The organism is Streptomyces sp. NPDC025833 (assembly GCF_055558055.1).
This window is the reverse complement of record NZ_JBVHNF010000019.1, coordinates 72,813-92,377: the sequence shown is the minus strand read 5'-3', so window position 1 is coordinate 92,377 and position 19,565 is coordinate 72,813. Positions and strand designations below refer to the sequence as shown.

17 protein-coding genes and 1 pseudogene are annotated in these 19,565 nt (G+C 71.4%); 11 read left to right on the top strand and 7 right to left on the bottom strand.

Annotated features, from left to right (window positions below; all coding sequences use genetic code 11):
• The first annotated feature begins 566 nt into the window (after positions 1 to 566).
• Entirely contained in the window at positions 567 to 2,093 is a 1,527-nt protein-coding gene (locus tag ACZ4K2_RS30075) for an FAD-binding oxidoreductase (protein WP_467479568.1), read from the top strand.
• Positions 2,094 to 2,320: 227 nt separating this feature from the next.
• Here the strand turns inward: ACZ4K2_RS30075 and ACZ4K2_RS30070 are convergent, their stop codons facing one another.
• Entirely contained in the window at positions 2,321 to 2,941 is a 621-nt protein-coding gene (locus ACZ4K2_RS30070) for a class I SAM-dependent methyltransferase (protein WP_467479570.1), read from the bottom strand.
• 162 nt (positions 2,942 to 3,103) lie between these two features.
• On the bottom strand, positions 3,104 to 3,805 hold the full coding sequence (locus tag ACZ4K2_RS30065) for a class I SAM-dependent methyltransferase (protein WP_467479572.1): 702 nt from the start codon (positions 3,803 to 3,805) through the stop codon (positions 3,104 to 3,106).
• A gap of 130 nt (positions 3,806 to 3,935) precedes the next feature.
• Here ACZ4K2_RS30065 and ACZ4K2_RS30060 point away from each other — a divergent pair, with 130 nt between their 5' ends.
• Positions 3,936 to 6,239: an ATP-binding protein gene (locus tag ACZ4K2_RS30060; protein ID WP_467479574.1), complete on the top strand. Its 2,304-nt coding sequence runs from the start codon at positions 3,936 to 3,938 to the stop codon at positions 6,237 to 6,239.
• Here the strand turns inward: ACZ4K2_RS30060 and ACZ4K2_RS30055 are convergent.
• The gene (locus ACZ4K2_RS30055; RefSeq protein ID WP_467479576.1) at positions 6,218 to 6,691 is read right to left on the bottom strand and encodes a response regulator; all 474 of its coding nucleotides are present in this window, start codon (positions 6,689 to 6,691) and stop codon (positions 6,218 to 6,220) included. The genes ACZ4K2_RS30060 and ACZ4K2_RS30055 overlap by 22 nt on opposite strands.
• A complete protein-coding gene (locus ACZ4K2_RS30050; RefSeq protein WP_467479578.1) occupies positions 6,688 to 8,478 on the bottom strand; it encodes a PP2C family protein-serine/threonine phosphatase in 1,791 nt (596 codons plus the stop codon). Before ACZ4K2_RS30050 ends, ACZ4K2_RS30055 begins: the two co-directional genes overlap by 4 nt.
• 400 nt (positions 8,479 to 8,878) lie before the next feature.
• On the opposite strand from ACZ4K2_RS30050, the gene ACZ4K2_RS30045 reads away from it, so the two are divergent.
• The 6 genes from ACZ4K2_RS30045 to ACZ4K2_RS30020 all read left to right on the top strand — a co-directional run bounded on the left by ACZ4K2_RS30045 (position 8,879) and on the right by ACZ4K2_RS30020 (position 15,551).
• Positions 8,879 to 9,367 carry a hypothetical protein gene (locus ACZ4K2_RS30045; protein WP_467479580.1) on the top strand — a complete coding sequence of 163 codons (489 nt, stop codon included), beginning with the start codon at positions 8,879 to 8,881 and terminating at the stop codon, positions 9,365 to 9,367.
• 225 nt (positions 9,368 to 9,592) lie between these two features.
• Entirely contained in the window at positions 9,593 to 10,942 is a 1,350-nt protein-coding gene (locus ACZ4K2_RS30040; protein ID WP_467479581.1) for a hypothetical protein, read from the top strand.
• Between the two features lie 307 nt (positions 10,943 to 11,249).
• Positions 11,250 to 12,062 (top strand): TIGR04222 domain-containing membrane protein, encoded by an 813-nt coding sequence (locus tag ACZ4K2_RS30035; protein WP_467479583.1) that lies wholly within the window; start codon positions 11,250 to 11,252, stop codon positions 12,060 to 12,062.
• 152 nt (positions 12,063 to 12,214) lie between these two features.
• On the top strand, positions 12,215 to 13,072 hold the full coding sequence (locus ACZ4K2_RS30030) for a hypothetical protein (protein WP_467479585.1): 858 nt from the start codon (positions 12,215 to 12,217) through the stop codon (positions 13,070 to 13,072).
• 225 nt (positions 13,073 to 13,297) lie between these two features.
• Entirely contained in the window at positions 13,298 to 14,239 is a 942-nt protein-coding gene (sigJ, locus tag ACZ4K2_RS30025; RefSeq protein WP_467479587.1) for an RNA polymerase sigma factor SigJ, read from the top strand.
• Positions 14,240 to 14,351: 112 nt separating this feature from the next.
• Positions 14,352 to 15,551 (top strand): NAD(P)/FAD-dependent oxidoreductase, encoded by a 1,200-nt coding sequence (locus ACZ4K2_RS30020; RefSeq protein ID WP_467479589.1) that lies wholly within the window; start codon positions 14,352 to 14,354, stop codon positions 15,549 to 15,551.
• A gap of 394 nt (positions 15,552 to 15,945) precedes the next feature.
• Here ACZ4K2_RS30020 and ACZ4K2_RS30015 read toward each other — a convergent pair.
• Positions 15,946 to 16,041: pseudogene (locus tag ACZ4K2_RS30015) on the bottom strand (TetR family transcriptional regulator); the annotation flags it as partial.
• A 142-nt stretch (positions 16,042 to 16,183) separates the two neighbouring features.
• Here ACZ4K2_RS30015 and ACZ4K2_RS30010 point away from each other — a divergent pair.
• Positions 16,184 to 16,354 carry a hydrophobic protein gene (locus tag ACZ4K2_RS30010; RefSeq protein WP_467479590.1) on the top strand — a complete coding sequence of 57 codons (171 nt, stop codon included), beginning with the start codon at positions 16,184 to 16,186 and terminating at the stop codon, positions 16,352 to 16,354.
• Positions 16,355 to 16,663: 309 nt separating this feature from the next.
• Here the strand turns inward: ACZ4K2_RS30010 and ACZ4K2_RS30005 are convergent, their stop codons facing one another.
• A complete protein-coding gene (locus tag ACZ4K2_RS30005; protein ID WP_467479592.1) occupies positions 16,664 to 17,152 on the bottom strand; it encodes a beta-class carbonic anhydrase in 489 nt (162 codons plus the stop codon).
• A gap of 321 nt (positions 17,153 to 17,473) precedes the next feature.
• On the opposite strand from ACZ4K2_RS30005, the gene ACZ4K2_RS30000 reads away from it, so the two are divergent.
• Positions 17,474 to 18,364: a DUF1963 domain-containing protein gene (locus tag ACZ4K2_RS30000; RefSeq protein WP_467479594.1), complete on the top strand. Its 891-nt coding sequence runs from the start codon at positions 17,474 to 17,476 to the stop codon at positions 18,362 to 18,364.
• A gap of 36 nt (positions 18,365 to 18,400) precedes the next feature.
• On the opposite strand, the gene ACZ4K2_RS29995 is transcribed toward ACZ4K2_RS30000, so the two are convergent.
• On the bottom strand, positions 18,401 to 19,069 hold the full coding sequence (locus tag ACZ4K2_RS29995; protein WP_467479596.1) for an NADPH-dependent F420 reductase: 669 nt from the start codon (positions 19,067 to 19,069) through the stop codon (positions 18,401 to 18,403).
• A 73-nt stretch (positions 19,070 to 19,142) separates the two neighbouring features.
• Here ACZ4K2_RS29995 and ACZ4K2_RS29990 point away from each other — a divergent pair, with 73 nt between their 5' ends.
• Positions 19,143 to 19,526 (top strand): winged helix-turn-helix transcriptional regulator, encoded by a 384-nt coding sequence (locus ACZ4K2_RS29990; RefSeq protein ID WP_467479598.1) that lies wholly within the window; start codon positions 19,143 to 19,145, stop codon positions 19,524 to 19,526.
• The last annotated feature ends 39 nt before the right edge of the window (positions 19,527 to 19,565 follow it).

Below are 19,565 nucleotides of genomic sequence, written 5' to 3'. Positions count from 1 at the left end.
TGGTGAGCGCCGCCGACTGGTCTACGGGACCTTAAGGCTTCGACGGGCGGCCGGTAAGCCGCCTCCGGACCAACTTCTCCTGACCTACCGGTGAGTAGAACCGACGCGGGAACGACATCTCCATGCCGCGATGAACGAACGGCGCACATCCGCGGACCGAGAGGTCCTGCTTCCGGCACCGACCGGCGTACACGTGCGCACAGCGGTACACCGTCCGCACGACGAGTCCCGCGAGTGGCCGGTCGGGTTCTCCGGGCGGAGAGTGGTGATCACGGGGGCACGCCCACAAATTCTCGTCGAAAAGGAAGTCGTCGGGTCAAATTCTTCGGGCCGAAGTCTTCGGGCCATTGCGAGCAGGACGCGGCGCATCCCGAATCGGTTATGACGGGATCCCGCTGAATTACTCCTTCAGGCTGTCGTCATCGTTCTCGATTGGCGTGTCAGGAAACACCGCACGGTCACCCCGTTACCGTGCGGGAGTCGACCACGAAGGACTGCCCCACGACTGACGGACAAGGGCTCCCTCAGCCGCGTACCGGCGCAGCCCGATCGAAAGGATCTGGACCTTGAGCGATTTCTCCCGCCGCTACATGCTCAGGGCGTCAGCGGCCGCCGGCGCCGGGGCGGTCGTCATCCCGGGCCTCACGGCCGCAGGTGCGCCGGACATCGCGGCCGCGAGCACCTCGGGCCTTGCGGCCGCGAGCGACCCGACCAGAGGGTCGTCGGGATGTCCGCCGGCGAAGCTGACCGGTCGCGTCGTCCGCCCCGGTGACGCCTCGTACACGGATGACCGCATCGACTACGACCAGCTGTTCTCCCACTACCCGCTGGTCATCGTCTTCGCCCAGAGGACCCAGGACGTGGTGAACGCCCTCACCTGGGCACGGCAGCACAACGTCGCACTGCGGGTACGCAGCGGCCGCCACGCGCTGGAGGGCTGGTCGAACATCGACAACGGCATCGTGATCGATGTCAGCCAGCTCAAGTCGGTCCACGTCGACACCCACGCTCGTATCGCGACGGTCGGCGCCGGCCTGACCCAGCTGGAAGCGGTGACGACGCTCGCCAAGCGGAACCTCGCGGTGACGACCGGAAGCGAAGGCAGCGTCGGCTTGGTCGGTGCGACGGTCGGCGGCGGCCTCGGCCCCCTCAACCGCTGGCTCGGCATGGCCTGCGACAGCCTGATCGGGACCGAGGTCGTCGTCCCGTCGGGGCGCGACTGCGCCAAGGTGATCCATGCCGACCTGAAGGACCACTCGGACCTGCTCTGGGCGCTCCGCGGGGCGGGAAACGGAAACTTCGGAATCGTCACGGAACTCACCTACAAGGTGCACCCGCTCAAGCGCATCGCCTATGTGCAGGCGACCTGGGACGGCCTCACCGACCTGCACGGGATCTTCGATGCATGGCAGCGTACGGTACCGTTCGCCGACAACCGCCTCGGATCCGAAGTCGAGATCCACAAGTCCCAGATCCTGCTGTTCGCGTGGCTCGCGGAGGGCACGGAGGCAGAGGCCAGGAAGCTGCTGGCCCCGATCCTGTCGATCGGCAGGCCCGATGTGAAGGTGCAGGTCGGCAACTGGGGCCCCATCTTCGCCGGAGCCCAGGTCCCGCGCTCGCAGGAGCCCGCCAACGTGAAGTTCTTCTCGCAGTTCGCCAAGAAGCTGTTCCCGAAGAAGGCGATCGACGTCATCGGCTATTACATGCGAAACGCGCCCACGGAGGACAGCAACTACTTCGTCGACGCATTCGGCGGGGCGATCAAGAAGGAGCCTCGCGGCGGCACCGCGTTCGTGCACCGCGACGCGATCTTCTACGGCGAGATCGGCGCAGCCTGGGGGACTCCTTCAACGACACCGGGCGTCTGCGACCCGCTCACCTCGACGTGCCAGGCCTGGACCGCCGAATTCAGCCAGGCGATGCGCAGCTTCGTGGACGGCGCCTACGTCAACGTGCCGAACGTCGGCATGCAGGAGTGGGAGACCGCCTACTGGGGGAGGCACCACTTCGAGCGGCTGCGCAAGATCAAGGCGAAGTACGACCCCTACAACGTCTTCCAGTACGAGCAGAGCATCCCGCCCGCGTCACGCTGATCCGCGGCTCGCCGCCGGGGCCCCGCGCCGGCCGGGCTCGGCCTTTCACGCAGAAAGGCCCGACGCGGTCGAAGGAGTGTCGTCGGCCCCGCACCGTGCATGAGGGATCGTCAGCTTGCTGACGATCCCTTCTTGCATCAGCCAGTGGGAGCTTCCGCGCCGCCGCCGCTGCGGATCCGGTCGAGTGCCTGCTGCCGGGACTGCCCCATCGGCCTGCGCCCCTGTCCTCAGCGGCGTCGAGCCCAGAACAGCGCGTGCCCGCCTTCGCCTTCGGGTACGAACTCCTCCTGCTCGACCGTCAGCCCGGCTTCAGTGATCCATGCCCGGTTCGTGGCGGCGTCCGCGTGACTCCACCACATGGCGGCCCCGCCACCCAGCCAGTCCTCATCGACACCGGTCCAGGCCCGATGACCGGTGGTGCCCAGGAACCAGCCGCCGGGTCGCAGCCATCCGGCGACCTTCCGCAGCAGGGGAAGCTGTTCGTCGAGCGGGATGTGGATCAGCGCGTAGAAGGAGACGACCGCGTCGAAGGAGGCCGGCGCGAAGTCCACGGCCGTGGCATCGGCGCGGATGAACTCGGCCTGCGGCACGAGCTCCCGGGCCCTGCGGATCTGTACATCGCTGATGTCGACGCCGGTGACACGATGACCTGCGGCCGTGAACGCGCGAGCGACGGGAACCCCGCTTCCGCACCCGAGATCCAGCACCGTGCCTCCGGCCGGGACACGACCGGACAGCCCGCTGATCCACGACCGGTACTTCGTCTCGGCGCCGTAGGCTCGGTCATAGCGGAGGGAGAGCGCGTCGTACCCCCGCCGGACCAGCTCTTTGGGATCCTCGATGTCCACGCCGGTGCACGTTAGCCACCCACGATGAGCGGCCGCGAACGATTTTCCCCAGCTCGTGTGGCACTGTCGCGCGGCTCGTCGTGCGAGGCGGCGAGCGTGACGTGCAGCCGTCGCGGGGACGGCCCGGCAGCACGCTCGCCGCATCCCTGTGAGCCGAGGGGCTCAGCGCAGCCGTCGCGCACGCAGCACCAGGTCGTCGGTATGGTGCGCGCCGGCGCCGCCGTCGGGTGCCTCGCGTGGGCGCTGCTCGTTCACCTCCACCTTCCAGTCGTCGGTGAGCAGGGCGGCGACCATCGAGGGCCAGACGTAGTCAGCCGGGTCGAAGCCGCCGTCGTGCGCCTGCCGGGTGTCCATCCCCGCGTGGTGCACGAGCAGCAGCACGCCGCCGGGCGCGACGGCCGCGAGCAGCGCGCGCTCGGCCGCGGCGTCGGGGGTGCGCAGCAGGGCCGGATACTGCGCGGAGACCAGGTCGAAGGAGGCCGGCGCGAGCGCCGCCTCCGTCAGCGCGGCGTGCACCCAGCGAACGGAGACGCCCGCGTCCCGCGCGTGCCCGGCCGCCCGCTCCAGCGCCACGCCCGAGACCTCGAGCGCGGTCACGTCCCAGCCGCCGCGCGCGAGCCAGACGGCGTCCGCACCCTCGCCGCAGCCGACGTCGAGCACCCGCCCGGGCGTGAGCCCGGCGACCTCGGCCACGAGCGCACCGTTGGGCCGGCCGCTCCACAGCTGTTGCCGGTCGGCGTACCGGTTGTCCCACTCCGCCCGCACCGCGGGGTCTCCGAGGTATCCGTCGCCGGGCAGGGACGTGTCAGACGCGGGCGATCCCGCCGTGATGTTGTTGTCGGTCACGGGCTCAACGTCACCCATCGTGGCCCGGTCACGCCACTCCTGTTGCCGCTCCGGCAAAACGGCGTCGCTGATCCCGGCTCCCTGCGCGGCTGAGCGGAGGGCAAGGTGCCGCCGGGCCCCTGGTGCAGGCGTAGTGGATGATCAGCTCATGACGGACGAATGGCTTTCGGCGAGGACACGCGCGGCCGAGGCATCGGTGTCGGAGGGATTCGACCTCTCACTGTGTGTGCGGGAGAAGATCCATCGACTGGGCGGGGTCCAGTCGCACGGCACACTGCTGGCGGTGGACCCGGCAAGCGCTGTGGTGGACACCGCCGCCGGGAACACGCGGGCGCTGCTGGGCGTCGAGGCCGGGGAACTGGTGGGCCGGCCCGTCACCGACGTCCTCACGCGGGCCGACTGGGCCGAGGCCCTGGAGGTGTCCGCCGCGGGCGACGCGACGGCCGTGACCCTCCCGGTCGTCGCGGGCACGTCCGGTGCCCCCACCGCCTTCGACCTGTCCGTCCACCGGCGCGAGGGTCTGGTGGTCCTGGAGTTCGAGCCCCGAGACCTGGCGACGGACGCGTTCGTGTTCGCCGGCTTCTACCAGGGGGTCCGCCAGGCACTGCGCCGTCTGCGGGCCGCGAGCACGGTGATCGACTGCTGCCGCGCCGCCGTCGTCGAGATGCGTCGGCTCACCGGTTACGACCGGGTCGTGGCCTACCGCTTCGACGGCGTCGACGGGCCCGGCGAGGTGGTGGCCGAGGACGTACGGGAAGGCTGGGAGCCCTGGCTCGGGCTCTGGTTCCCGGCCACCGACATCCCGCCGCAGGCCCGGCGCCTGTACGAGGAGAACTGGATCCGCGTCATCCGCGACGTCGACGATCCCACCGCCTCGCTCCACCCGCCCGTCCGGGCCGCCACGGGTGCCCCGCTGGACCTGTCCGGAGCCGCGCTGCGCACCGTCTCCGGCTACCACCTGGAGTACCTGCGCAACATCGGTGTGCGGTCGTCGATGTCGGTGTCCCTGCTGCGCGAAGGGCGCCTGTGGGGGCTGATCGCCTGCCACGGTGCCCGGCCTCGCTGGCTGGCGCCGGAGGTGCGCTCGGCGTGCGAGCTGTTCGGCACCGCCTTCTCCATGCAACTGGCGGCCATCGAGGAACGGCGCCGGGCGGACGCGTTGGAGCGCTCGGCCCGGGACGCCGCGGCCGTCGCCGAACTCCTGGACGAGGACGTCGACGCCTCGCTGATGCGCCACGAGGAGGCGGTGCGCCGGCTGGTGGAGGCCGACGGCCTGCTGCTGGTGCGCGACGGCCGCGCCTCGTGGACGGGCGACCAGCCAGTGCCGCACGAGCTGGCCCGGACGCTCGGCCGGTACGCGGCCCAGGCCCCGACCGGCGAGGTCTGGTCCACCGACCGGCTGCCGGAACTCCTAGGCGAGACCGGCGCCGGTCCGCGGGCGGCCGGCTCCCGCCCCGCCGGCGTGCTGCTGCTGTCGATCGGCCGCGGCGGCGACTACCTCGCCTGGGTCCGCGAGGAGCGGCCCGAACCGCGGGCGTGGGCCGCGGACCCCGCGCGGCCCGTGCTCACGGGCCCGCGCGGCGAGCGGCTGACGCCGCGCGGGTCAGGCGCCGTCTACCGGTCGATGAACCGGGGCAGGAGCCTGCCCTGGAGCGAGCGCGACAAGGCCGCGGCACTGGAGATGGGGCGGCTGCTCACCGGACTCGTCCTGCGCCACGCGGACGAGCTGGCGCAGCTGAACGAGGAGCTGCGCATGACCAACATCGATCTCGACTCCTTCGCCCATGTCGCCGCCCACGACCTCAAGGAGCCGTTGCGCGGCATCGCGAACGCCGCGACCTTCATGCTGGAGGACGCGGGACCGAGCCTCGATGCGACCAGTGTGCGGCGGCTGGAGACGACGCAGCGTCTGGCCGCGCGCATGGACGACCTGCTCAACTCGCTGCTGCACTACGCCCGTATGGGCCGTAGTGGCCTGCGCCGGGACGACGTCGCGCTGGACGAGGTCGTGGACGCCGCCCTGGAGGTGGCCGGTCCCCGGCTCGCCGAGGAGCGGGTGCGGGTGGTGCGTCCGGCGTCGCTGCCGCGTGTCCACGCCGACCGTGACCGCGTCTACGAGGTTCTGGTCAACCTGCTCGTCAACGCGGCCAAGTACGCGGCCGACCGGCCCGACCGCCGGGTGGAGATCGGTGTCGAGGACGTGGTTCCCCCGGGAGCCGAGTCGCCCGCCTCGGCAGTGGTGGTGAGGGACAACGGCATCGGCATCCCCCACGAGCAGCGGGAGGAGGTGTTCGACCTCTTCCGCAGACTGCACGCTCCGCAGGAGCGCGGGGGCGGCACGGGCGTGGGCCTGGCCGTCGTCAAACGGATCATCGAGCTTCACGGCGGCCGGCTGTGGCTGACGGGCGCGCCGGGGGAGGGGACGGCGTTCTACTTCACCCTCGGCGAGTAGTCGCCGGGCAGGGCCGGTGGCTGCCCCTTGGCCTCCAGCCAGTAGTCCACGGCGCCCTTCAGGACGGTGCGGAACAGGTCGAAGTTGAGCGGCTTGTAGACGTAGCTGTCTGCCCCCGCCGCGTAGCAGGCGTCCACCTCCGCGGGCGCGGTGGAGGACGTGAAGACCACCACGGTGATCTCCGCCAGCTCAGGGCGTGAGCGGACGGCGTTCAGCGCGGCGTGTCCGCTGATGCCGGGCATGTTGAGGTCGAGCAGCACGATGCCGGGCGCTTCGTCGCCGCGCAGCAGGTGCTCCACCAGGCCGTCGCCGCGCGAGAGGAACTCCAGACGCAGCTGCGGGTGCGTGCGCGACAGCGCCCGCTCGATGGCCTCCGCGTCCTCCTGGGAGTCCTCCACGACCAGGACACGGCCGTTGTCCAGCCGTCTGGCCGGTGCCTGCTGCGGCTTCACGGTCGCCCTTCCATCCTTGCGATCAGTACGGCGGTGTCGTCGTCGCCGAGGTGCCGGAACTCCGCGGCGGCCGCGATGAGCCGGGCCGACGAGGTCTCCCCGAGCGGGGCGAGCCGGCGCACGGCCTCTGGCAGATGCTGTTCGAAGCAGGTCCCGTCCGCCGATCGGGCCTCCGTCAGACCGTCGGTGAACAGCACCATCGCGTCACCCGCGGCGAGCCGGATCCGCGTCTCCCGCCACACCGCGTCGGGCACGACACCCAGGAGCAGCCCGTGTGCCGGCACTTCCTCGACCTCCCCGCCATCCCGTCTCACCAGCGGCCAAGGATGCCCGCCCCCCGCGATCACCGCTTCCCAACCGCCGTCGGGAGCGGGATGCAACGTCACGACCAGGGCGGTGACGAACCGGCTGGCTCCCTCCCCGATCAGGGCCCGGTTCAGCCGGGCCAGGGCGCGGCCGGGCGCTGTGCCCTCCTCCAGCAGTGTGCGCAGGGTGTGCCGGGCCAGAGCGGTGAAGGCCGCCGCCTCGGCCCCGCGCCCGCACACGTCGCCGATGACCAGGGAGAGCCGGTCGTCGGCGAGTACGGCGTCGTAGAAGTCGCCGCCGACGTCGAGCGTGGGGTCGCCGACCGCGTACGCGGCGCTCAGCTCCACTCCGGGCACCCGCGGCAGACCGCGGGGCAGCAGTTGCCGCTGAAGCGTCTCGACGTTCTGCCGGCGCTGGTCGTACAGCGTGGCGGTATCGATCGCGAGGGCGGCGCGGCCCGCCAGGTCGGTGAGGGTCGGCAGGTCCGAGAGACTGGTGTCGCCGCGGTGGTACAGGAAGGTGAGCGTGCCCAGCACGCGGCCCCGGGCGCGCAGCGGGCTGACGCTCAGCGCTCTGATCGTCTTCCCCTCACCCACGGCGCCCGGCCCGAACGGACCGCCCGCGAGATCGTCGTCCTTCAGCACCCGGCCCTGGGCGTGCCGCGAGGTGCCGCGCAGCTGCGCGATCAGCCACTCGTCGTGCCGTGCGACATCACCGAGCCACCTCTGGACACCGGCCGCGACGTGGGCGGTGGCGACCGGTTCGAGACCGCCGTCCGGCCGGAAGAGGTGGACGGCACAGCCGTCGGCGATCGCGGGCACGGCCAGCCTCGCCACCCTGCGCAGCGTCTCCTCCACGTCCAGACTCTCGTCCATCTGGAGCGAGGCCTCGGCCAGGAACGCGTCCCGTGCCTGCCGCCGCTCGTGGTCGTGGCTCTCCGCGATGCGCCGGTTGCTGGCCACGAGGACGTCGGCGATCTGCGCCAGCTGCTCGCCCGGCAGCGGCCGCCCGTCCTCCGGTACCTCGTCGGCGAAGCCCACCCACAGGCCGGCCGTGTCACCGGCGTCCAGGGCGAAGACGCACTCCAGCACGGTGCCCGCTGCCTGCTCCGCCAGCAGTGGGCCGACGAGCGGCAGCGCGGCGTCCGGCCCGGTGGGAGCGCACCAGCGCACCGAGGGGCGGCCGGCCGGGACGTCGACACGGTGCGGCAAGGGACCGCCGGGCCAGCCGGGGGACGTCGGGAGCCAGATGACGGGTCCCTCCTCGCGCTCGGTCAGCAGACGCAGGTAGCGCGGCTGACGTCCTTCCCACCGGGCGCCGACGACCGCGACGGCCCCGGGCAGCTCCAGCAGGGCGGAATAGACGCGCGGGGCGAGCGCGGTGATGTCCTCCACCCGTACGGCCGTGAGCCACAGCTCGTGCAGACGGCGCCACCACTGCGGCGGCGCCGACGCCGCCGCAGCGCCGGCACGGTCGCTCACTCGCTCGTCTCCATTGCGCCATCGTACGGGCGAGCGATTCGCGAGCCGCGGATCCGGACCCAGCGGACGGAGAAACACCACCGGTGCGTGGTGGAGCCGTCACACACAGGGACGCCGCCGGCACGGCGGCGGCGCTCGTCATCGCTCTCACCACTTCCAGGCCGGCTTCCCACCCCGGCGCGCCGGCCCGCGAACAGTGGCGCCATACGTTCGGCGCAGGACATTCGGCGCAGGCGGTGGCGTACAGGCGGATCGCCTCGTCGAACCCGCCACGAAGTGCCTCCGTGACGACCCCTTCCACCTGCCCGGGCTGCCGTCGGGCCTTCGACCGGTCGGGGAGTGGCCGGCCGGCCACGCCACAGCGCTCGGGGCCGCCTCGGGGTGGCGCAGGATGGTGCCCATGCATGCTTTTCTCGACCAGCCCGAGCCCCGTCGCGTCTCGCCGGGCGAGTACCCCATGTGGGACCGGGCTCTCGCCCTCCTCAACCGGGACCTGGCGGCGACCCTTCCGGAGCAGGAGCCCTTGCAACTGCTGGCCCTCCCGCCCTACGACGTGGACGAGCCGGAGAACGTCTACGTCGCTCTGGCCAACGGCAGGTGGCACGGCAATCACCTGTACCCGGACTCGGCGGACGACCCTGTCTCCGCGCTCGCGGTCGTCGCCGATGTCGCGCAGGAGACCGTCACCGAGTGTCTGTGGCAGGCGTGGCCTCTGTGTGCCGAGCACGACCTGGGGATGCATCCGCGAGATGCGGACGGTCAACTGTCCTGGTGGTGCGCGGGAGAGCGGTTGCGTCGCGGGCCGGCCCATATCCGTGCGGCCGTGGGCGCGCTTGACACCTTCGTCCGCCCACGTCGCCCCCATCGCAAGAAGCGGCGGACGAGTTGACGTTCGGTGCCACGCAAGAACTCCGGCGGGTGGAAGGTGGTGTCGTGGGTGGCACGCCCCGGGCGACGGTGGGTAAGGCCGAAACGGCACCCGCGCCGTCTCAACGCCCCCTCTGGCCTGCCGAGTTGGCCTTAAAGTGACCGATGGCTCTGGTGGTGGGCGACTGAGCCAGAGGAACCGTTTCCGGTGCGGTCCGGCACCGGGAAGCCGTTGAGGGGGAGCACAGTGGCACAGAAGTGGGACGGTGGTGGGAAGAGTGTTCCCGCACGCCAGGAGGCGCGTAAGGAGAAGGACCGGCTGAAGGCCGAGTTCGGCGCCCGGCTGAAAGTCCTGCTGGACCTGACCGGCTTGAGCTCGCGCGAGTTCGCGGCCCGGTTCCCCGCATACAAGGACGCCACCGTCCACAAGTACACGCTGGGTACGAACCTGCCGCCGTGGGACTTCCTCCACGACCTGCTCACCGAGGTCGCCCGCCGCACCGACGACCCCGCCGCCCCGCAGCGCCGCGCGGAGCTCTTCACCGCCTACCGCACCGTCCTGGTCGACATCGGTGCCGACATCCACGGCAGCGACCAGAACTCCCTCCTGCTGCGCCTCCTGGAGGGCGAGGAGACCCTGCACCGGCTCCGCGAAGAGCTGGCCGGGATCCGTGCGCGGGAGAACCAGCTCCTGGCCGACCTCGAGGAGGCAGGCCGGGCAGATGCTTCACCGGCCGCCCGGGAGCGTCAGCGCCGACTGGAGGAGGAGACCCGGGTTCTGGCGGAACGCCGGGGCGAACTCGTCCGTCATCGCGGTGCTCTGGTCACGGAGCTGGACGACTGCCGGGCGCGCCTGGCCGTGCTCGAAGAGGCCGACGGTCCGGGGGACCTGGTGCCGGCGGGAGCCGGGGGTGGTGCGGGAGCGCACCAGGCGTGGATTCCCTCGCTGCCGCCCGCCTCTTCTCCCCAGCCGCCGAAGTCCCGGGCCCGGCGCACGCTCCGGCTGATCGGCTTCGCGGCGGCCGTGGTGCTCTTGGCCGGGGGCGGTGCCGCCGCCGGGATCTGGGCGGCCGGCGATCGAGGCACCGCGGACCGGGCCGCGTCCCCGTCACCGCAACCCACCACCCCACCCGCTTCGGCCATCCCCAGCCCGACCACCCCTCAGCCCTCCGAAGCGGAGTCCTCCAGCCCGGGACCGTCCAGTGCGAAGCCGGACAGGATCCGATGGTCGGGGCACGGTGTCGCCCTCACCTACCTCGATCTCGACACCGTCCCGGTCAAGGTACTGTCCAGCAACAACGACGCCGGCGTGTGGGCCTCTTACAGCAGCACGGACGACGAGGTCACCCTGTACGGCATGAACGGCGGGTTCTTCACCACCGAGCCGACCATTGCGACCTGGGATGAGCGGGCGAAGCCGGACCGGCAGGCATGCAAGGACCGCATCTCCACAACCGCTACCGATACCCTGCCGATCACTCCCGGCGCCCGCTTCTGCGTGACGACGGCAGAAGGCCGGACCGCATACATCGAGGTGGAGAAGATGGACAAGGCCCTCGCCGCCTACAAAGCGACGATCACCGTCTGGGAAGACTAGAACCCCGGCGCGGCCTTCCTCGGTCTGCGCGTACCAGACACGCCGGCAGGGCGGCGACGCCTCCTCGGATTCCTACTGCCACCGCCGCTGACGGAGCGGGTGCCCGGCCCGGCAGCGCGCAGGTCACGCACGGCGGGACACCCCGCCCTCGCACACCGCCCGGGACGGCCATGGCATCCGGACGGCCGGTGAGGATTCCGGCGGCCGTCCGTTGGGCATACCCCGGTCGGACCGGGCCCGGCCGGGCCCGGTGGAGCGCCGTGCCGGCAGGGGACGGCGCGGGGTGGGCGGGGGAGGCCGGAAGACGGTGTACACACTGCTGCTGGGATGCACGGCACTGATGGTCGCCTCGTGCGGCTACCGCGCCGGTTTCTGGCTGTGGGCCGAGTATCCGCCGGTCAGGACGGCGAGGGCCGCGGACGTGCCGCTGTCGCTCTACGAGGCCGCGGTGCTGCGCGCCGACGAGCGGGACCCGGACCACCTGGCGTCCACGCTGGTGGAGGCCATGATCCTGACGAAGGCCCTGCGGTTCACCGACCGGGGCCGGCTGCAAACCACCGGCGCCGACGCCGCCGGCCGGGACCCGCTCCAGAGGGCGGTCCTGGCCGCCCTGCCGCGCAAGGCGCGCCCGTGGGCCTGGGATCTGCGGGACAGCGCGGCGCAGCTGGAGGAGGTGCGGGCCGTGGAGCGGGACCTGCGCGCGGCCGGGCTGGTCACCCGCAGCCGCAGCGAACTCTCCTACAACGTGCACCTGGGGGTCATGTTCCTCACCTCCGCGGTGGGCGCCCTGATCCTCATCGCGACCCACTCGCTGCCGGCGATCCTGGTCTTCGCCGGCCTGCTCACCGCGGGCGGCGTACTGGTCCGGCTCGCCCCGGAGCGCGACGGCAACGCGTCCCGGCGCGGACGCCGGCTGCTGGCGGGCCTGAACGCCCAGGGGCCGCGGCCGGCGCTCGTACCCGGACTGGTCCTCGACGCCGCACAGCACCGGGCGCTCACCCGCATGGCCCTGCGCCACATACCGGCCACGGGCGCGTTCCAGTTCGGCGGTGGTTCCGCCGGCACCTCCACGGCCGAGGGCCCGACGATCAACGAGGGGCCCGGCCTGGGAGGCTTGTGAGGAACCGCACTTCAGCCGGCGGTAGGTGACGCCGGCCTGTAACCGGGCGTCGACGGGGTGGGCCGCCCCGGGACGGGGAGCGGATGTCCGCAGATCCCAACGATTTCGAGCGGTCGGGCACTTGACTGCCCCGCGTGTTCTAGTTTCACCGTATGTCAACGCCACCGCAGCCGGCCGACGAGTCCGGCCGGCAGCCCCAGCAGCCCACCGTCCCGCCGCAGCCGACCGCCTATCCGTACCCGAATCCGCAGTCGCCCCCGCCCGGCGACTTCTACGCACAGCCTCCCAGGGCCGGTTACCCGGGACAGTTACCGCCCGGAAGCCCCTACGCACAGCCGCCCGGATTCCCGCCCGTGCACCCTGCCCCGGCACCCGGCGGCGGGGGAGGGGCCGGCCGCGCGCTGCTGTGGGGCGTCGTCGGCGCGGTCGTGGCCTCCACGGTCTGGGCGGCCGGTCTCGTCCTCGTCGGCGGCGAGGACGGCAGCGCGGAACTGCGCGGCTACTCGGCACCCGCCAACCTGTGCGCCGGTGCCGACTACTCCTCCTTCAAGGACGAGTACACCGAGGACGACTCCTCACCCGTCCACACCTCGCTCAAGGACGAGGTACTGGACGAGAGGTACTGCAGCACGCGCCTGGCGAAGCCCGGTTCGTCCTCCGGCAGCGCATTCCTGATATTGCAGCTGGACCTGCACCGGAAGACCGATCCCGGGCCCGAGTTCACCGCCGCCTGGAAGAACTACGGGGACGTGCACACCGGCTACGACGCCGAACCGGTCAAGGGCATAGGCGACGAGGCGTACCTGGTCAGCCAGGATCTCGCGAAGAACTCCTCCGGCGGCTCCCGCTACGCGACCCTCGCCGTGCGGGACGGCTGGGTGACGTACATGATGAGCTACAACGCCTACCTGAGCTCGTACGACGACGACACGAAGCAGCCGGCGCTCAGCGACGTCACCGACTGGCTGAAGACCGACGCCAAGGCGACGCTGGAGCGGTTGCGGCGCTGACTCCCGTGCGGGGGCGCGGTGCGGCCGCTCACGCCGACCGCGCCTCCGCCACGTCGGCCGAAGGCGCACCGCTCTCCCACCCGGCCGCCCGCGAGGGCCAGCCGCAGTCCATGCACGACGCGCTCGGCCGCCGGCGGTCGCCGGCGGGTCGGCGTAGAGGGTGGTGCCGAGCGCCTTGGGGTCCGGCTCTGCCCTGGTCGGCGTCCTCTGCTTAGGATCGGACGCATGGCCCTGATCGCGAGTGACGTCGACCGGTTCCAGACTGCCAGGCCGCGACTGGAGGCCATCGCCTACCGCTTGCTCGCCTCGGCGAGCGAGGCCGAAGACGCCGTGCAGGAGACGTTCCTGCGCTGGCAGGCGGCCGACGTCGAGCGGATCGAGGTGCCCGAGGCGTGGCTGACCAAGGTGCTCACCAACCTGTGCCTGAACCAGCTCACTTCGGCACGCGCCCGGCGCGAGACGTACGTGGGGAGGTGGCTGCCCGAGCCGCTGCTCGCCGGGGATCCGATGCTCGGCCCGGCCGATACCGTCGAGCAGCGTGAGTCGGTGTCGTACGCCGTCCTCGTGCTGCTGGAGCGGCTGTCGCCCAACGAGCGGGCGGTGTACGTGCTGCGCGAGGCCTTCGACTACCCGCACCGGGAGATCGCGGAGATCCTGGACATCACCGAGGCCGCCAGCCAGCAGCTCCACCACCGGGCCAGGAAGCACGTCGCGGACGGCAGGGCGCGCACCGAGGTCGACGAGGCTGCCGCCCGCAGGATCGTCGAGGAGTTCCTGGCCGCGGCGACGAGCGGCCGGACCGAACCGCTGGTGCGGCTGCTCACCCAGGACGCCGTCTCGGTCGGTGACGGCGGTGGGAAGGTCCCGGCCCGGGCGAAGGCGTTCGAGGGGGCGCTCGCGGTCGCCAAGTTCCTGCGCGGCCTGTTCAAGCCCAGCGAGGCCAAGCGGGCCCACGTCGGCGGCGCGGTCGAGATCTACGCGACGACGGCCAACGGCGAACCCGCCTTCGTTGCGGTCGTGGACGGCCGGGTCGTCGGGATCACCTGCCTGGAGGTGAGCGCGCAGGGCATCGTCGCGCTGCGCAGCCAGGTCAACCCCGACAAGCTCGTCCGCGCGAGTGAGCTGTGGGCCGCCGCGGACCACGGGGACCCACTGCACACCCTCTGACCGGATGTGACGTGCTTCACATCCTGATCCTGTCAGGAAACGCCCGGCTGCCCGGTTCATGAGGCGAAACCGCGCAGACAGCGGCGCGACCCTCACCGACAGGAGCAGGTCCATGCAGCACCGCATCGTCGTCCTCGGAGCCGGCTACACCGGAGCCATCGCCGCCGGGCGCCTCGCCAAGCGGCTGCACCGCGAGGACGTCACCATCACCCTCGTCAACCCCGAGCCCGACTTCGTCGAGCGGGTCCGGCTGCACCAGCTCGCGGCCGGCCAGGACCTCAGGCCCCGGCCGTTCAGCGAGATGTTCGCGGGCACGGGCGTCGAGCTGAAGCTCGCGGAGGTCACCGCCGTGGACGTGGAGCGCAAGGCGGTGACGGTCACGGCCGCGGACGGCGCGGGGCGGGAGGAACTGGCGTACGACACCCTGGTCTACGCCCTCGGCAGCGGCTGGAACGACGGCGGTGTGCCCGGCGCCGCCGATCACGCCCACGACGTCTCCAGCCGGCCCGGCGCGCTGCGCCTGCGCGACCGCCTGGCCGCCCTGGACGCCGGCCGGCCCGTGCTCGTCGTCGGCGGCGGTCTGACCGGCATCGAGGCCGCGACGGAGATCGCCGAGGGCCGCCCGGACCTCGACGTCGCCCTCGCCGTCCGCGGCGCGCTCGGCGACTGGCTGTCGGCCAAGGGCCGCGCCCACCTGCGGAAGGTGGTGGACCGGCTCGGCATCACGGTCCACGAACACGCCGAGGCCACCGCCGTGGAGGCGGACGCCGTGACGACGGCCGACGGCCGGACGCTGCCTTCCGAAGTCACCGTCTGGACCACCGGATTCGCCGTCCGTCCCATCGCGCGGGCCACCACGCTCGAGGTGAGCGACGGCGGCCGGATCGTGGTCGACGCCACGATGCGCTCGGTCTCCCACGAGGACGTGTACGCGGTGGGTGACGCGGCGACGGCGGTCGGCCCGGGCGACAAGCCCCTGCGGATGTCCTGCGCCTCGGGCGTCCCCATGGCCTGGCAGGCCGCGGATGCCATCGCCGCCCGGCTCGCCGGCGTCAAGGTCCCCCGGATTCCGATCCGCTACTTCCAGCAGTGCATCTCCCTCGGTCGCAAGGAGGGCCTGATCCAGTTCGTCACCGCCGACGACCGGGCGGTCGAGCGCGCGCTGAGGGGCCGCGGGGCCGCCTTCTACAAGGAGATGATCTGCAAGGGCGCGGCGTGGGGTGTGGCCAACCCGACCATGGGCATGCCGTCCCGGCGCCGGCGGGTCCTGCGCCCGGAGACGGTCCACGCACCGGCCGGGGTGGCGGCCTGACCCGGGGCCGCGCCGCCGGCACGGGACACATACGGATCACGGACTACGGCGTGAGGGAGCCGTCGCGGCTCGGACAGGTCCGGCTGCCGGACGGTCGTCTCCTGGCCCGGGCGGCATGTGAGGGGCGGCCGACGGCACCCCCGTGCCGTTGTGCCCGGGGTGGCTGTCAGCGGGTGGCTCACAGGCCGCGTCCGTCAGGCAGTGAGGCCGGCCCGGACGAGACGGAGCGCGACTGCCGGGCCCGTGGCGCGGTCCGAGCGCGTGATCGGCGGGCCTACCGGAGCAAGCCGCCCCCTGGACAGGGCGGAGGCGTACCTTCTGGCCAAGCACACTGCCCGGGCCGCAACCGTAGCGGCCGGGTCCTAACGCAGCGCGGCGACGACACCTGTGAAGGCCTCACGAGCGAGCGGCGGCGGCCCTCTCCGGTGAGTCGTTGCCGAGTGAGCAGCACCATGCCGTCCACCAGTTCCTCGGCTGTGCGAATGGGTGGACCAGCGATGCGTGAGGAAGGGGGACTGGGGGAACCAGGCCTGGCGCCCGCGTATATGCCCTGCGCCGCCCGGAAATAACTCCTGCTTTGTGGGGTTGTCGGAAAAAAGTAAGGGCATCTGCTGGTCAGGAGGTTGATAACAATGGTTCCCCTGCTTCTGGTTCTTCTTCTGGCTCTGATCCTCTTCGGTGCGGGTTTCGCTCTGAAGGCGTTGTGGTGGATCGCGGTGATCGTGCTCGTCGTGTGGGTGCTGGGCTTCGTCGTCCGCACCGCGGACAGCGGTGGCCGAAAGGGCCGCTGGTACCGCTGGTAGACGACCGACACACCTGGCGCGAGGAACGCGTCACGTGCGAGACGAGTGGGGCCCGGCCGGATGCGGCCGGGCCCCACTCGCGTGACACGACCTCCTGTGCCGCACGTCGTTGGGAGGGATCGGGCGTATCGGGCGCATCGCAGGGTACGTGAGTGATGCACCGGCCCCGCAGGCCCAGCAGCGGAACTCTGCGCCTCCTGTCTGCGGGGCCGCTGCCCGTCACCGGCTCCTCAACGACCCGCGCCCAGCCATCAGCTGAGCCTTTCCGCCGTCAGTACGCCGGCCTCCGGCACGACGGCGGGAACCCGGTCAGCGGACTTCCGAGAGCCTGCCCGTGGCCACGTCGAAGACGAAACCGCGGACGCGGTCCTTGTGGACGACGAACGGGTCGGCCTTGATGCGCGCGACGGACTGCCGTACGTCCTCCTCCAGGTCGGGGAACGCCTCCGCCGCCCAGGGCGGACGGATCCCGGTGTCCTTCTGGACCGCGTCCCTGAACCCGTCATCGGTGAAGGTCAGCATGCCGCAGTCGGTGTGGTGGATGAGGATGATCTCCTCGGTGCCAAGAAGGCGCTGGCTGATGGCGAGCGAGCGGATCTCGTCCTGGGTCACCACCCCGCCGGCGTTGCGGATGACGTGCGCCTCGCCGTCGTTCAGGCCTAGGATCGCGTAGACGTTCAGCCGGGCGTCCATGCAGGCCACGACGGCCAGTTGGCGGGAGGGCGGCAGGGGGAGCGGACCGGTGAAGGTCTCGGCGTAGCGGGCGTTGTTGGCGAGCAGTTCATCGGTGACGGACATGACGGGCCTCGGTTCTCTCGTACGGGGAAGGGCGCGGCCGGGGTGATGGCGCGGAGCGGGATCACGACGCCCGGCTACAGAAACCGTCGAAGAGATACACACGACGCGAGGGCCAGAAGCCCGTCATCGTCGCGACCAAGGTCGGCATCGCACCAGTGAACTCCTCGACGCCGGGCCAGGCAAGAGAATGCATGTTCGGCGCCGGGGGCCGCGACGGCCGTCGGACCGTCGCAGGGTCCCGGGGGACGGGGTCCAGACGTCTGAACAGGGCGGATGCGTGCTGCGGGTGCCCCGGGCCGGAAAGGGATTATCTTCTCGGGCATGGACCACCGGGGAGAGTTCCGTCGGGCAGCGCTTGAGTTGGGCATCCCGGGCGACGAGATCAGCAGATTCAGCCAGCACCTTCGCCTGTCGATCGGATTGGCCGTGGGCAGTGGTTCTCCGGTCGGGCAGCTCGGTGGGCTGCCCCGGCTGCCGGTGGGAATGAAGTGGCCGTCCGCCGGGGACGTACCGTTGCCGTTGCTCCTTTCCGTCGGTTGTGGGGCGCTGCCGAGTGTCGACGGCTTCGACCTGCCGGCGGACGGGACGCTGCTCTTCTTCGTGAACCAGGAGATGGATCATGAGGATGGTTCCGGGAGGTACGCGCGAGTCGTGTATGTACCGGCCGGCACCGAAACCGCGGTCGCGGAAGACCCCGGCTCCACGTATGTCCGCGAGCAACTCGACGTCGGCGCCGAGCTCAGAGCCGAACTCCCCCTCTGGCTCCGGGAGAGCGACGAGGACGAGGACTGGCACGAGTTCTGGGAGGATCTCGATTGGGAGGACATGTCGCCCTTCCAGCAGCAGTTGGCCCGGTACATGGAGCGCGGCCTGCCGCACCTGGACGAACTCCGGGCTCTCGCCCACGACCTCTGGCCGTCTGGCGCCGGCGTTGCCATCGGCGGGTATGCCGATGACGAGGTGATCACCAGCATCGCGGAGCAGACCCTCGCGGGACGCGAGAAAGCAGGCGGGATCCCAGCCATCCCGATCGCGAAATGGCATTCCTGCCTGGAGGAGGAAAAGCACCGACTGACGAGCGAATGGATATCGCTCGTCAGTGAGGCCCGGGTCTACGAGGAGTACTGCACGAGTTTCGTGATCCGCCACGACGACTTGGCCGCCGCCCGGGTGGACAAGGCGCTGGCCGTGACCCACTTCGAGGCCCCATGACCAGATTCGGCGCAACTCTCCACTGATTGAACCGGGTCAGTACACGTCGTTTTCCTGGTGGATCGGCCCGGTCGCGTATGCCAGCGGAGGGGCGATCGCCTGGGCATCCGCTCCCTCGCCGACCCACAGCGCGATGAACAGCGCGGCGGTCGCTTCCAGGAGTCCCGCACGTTCGAGACCGCCGCCGGCCACGGGTTCGCAGCCCACGTCCCGTACCAACTCGTGTACACGCGCGAGGGCCGTCTCGTCGTCCCCGCAGACCGGAACAGCCAAGGGCCGCCCGTCGAAGACGGGCGGCCGCATGCGCCACACGTCCTCGTGGCAGAGGTTGAAAGCCTTGACCACGTGGGCTCCCGGGGCCGCCGTAGCCAGTTGCCGCGCGGCGGAGGGACCGCCTTCCGTCAGCAGCCGGAAGCCCGGCCCGACCGGGTTGGAGCAGTCCAGCACCACCTTGCCCTCCAAGGCCGTGCGCAGGTCCCGCACCACGTCTGCTCCCACCCCGAAGGGCAGCGCGGCCAACACGACCTGACCGGACGCGGCCGCCGCGCGCAGACTTGCCGCCTTCGCGCCGCCTCCCATGCGCGTCGCGAGCCGCTCGGCCTTGTGCGGGTCCCGTCCCCCGATCACCACCTCGTGCCCGGCCCGCACCCAGTGGGTGGCGAGCGCGTCGGCCATGTTGCCCGTGCCCAGTACACCGATTCTCATCACGCGGTCCCTCTCGTGCCTGCCTCTACCGTTCGCAACGACGCTAGACGGCCGTTCGGGCACCATTTGGTACGTGACGACCGACGCCTTCCTCGCCGACTGCCGTGCCCGCCTCGCCTTCGACCTGCTCTCCAACACCTGGAACGCCGTGGTGATCTGGGCACTGCGCGACGGCCCCAGGCGCCCGGTCGAACTACGAGAGCGGATCGGGGGCATCAGCTCGAAGGTACTCACCGAGACTCTGCGCCGGCTTCAGTTCAACGGACTGGTCGCCCGGCAGGCGGACGGCGATCGCCCATCACGGGTCGAGTACCAACTCACCGATCTGGGGCGGACCTTGCTGGCACCCATCGACGCCGTCGGTGCATGGGCCTTCGAGCACGGCGACGAGGTGGTGGCCTCTCAGGAAGCAGCATGCGCTCCCGACCCGCCGCCCCCCTCACGCCGCCGGGAGTGACTGGCCGACCGCGCCGGCTCCTGGCCGGCTGGGCGGGCA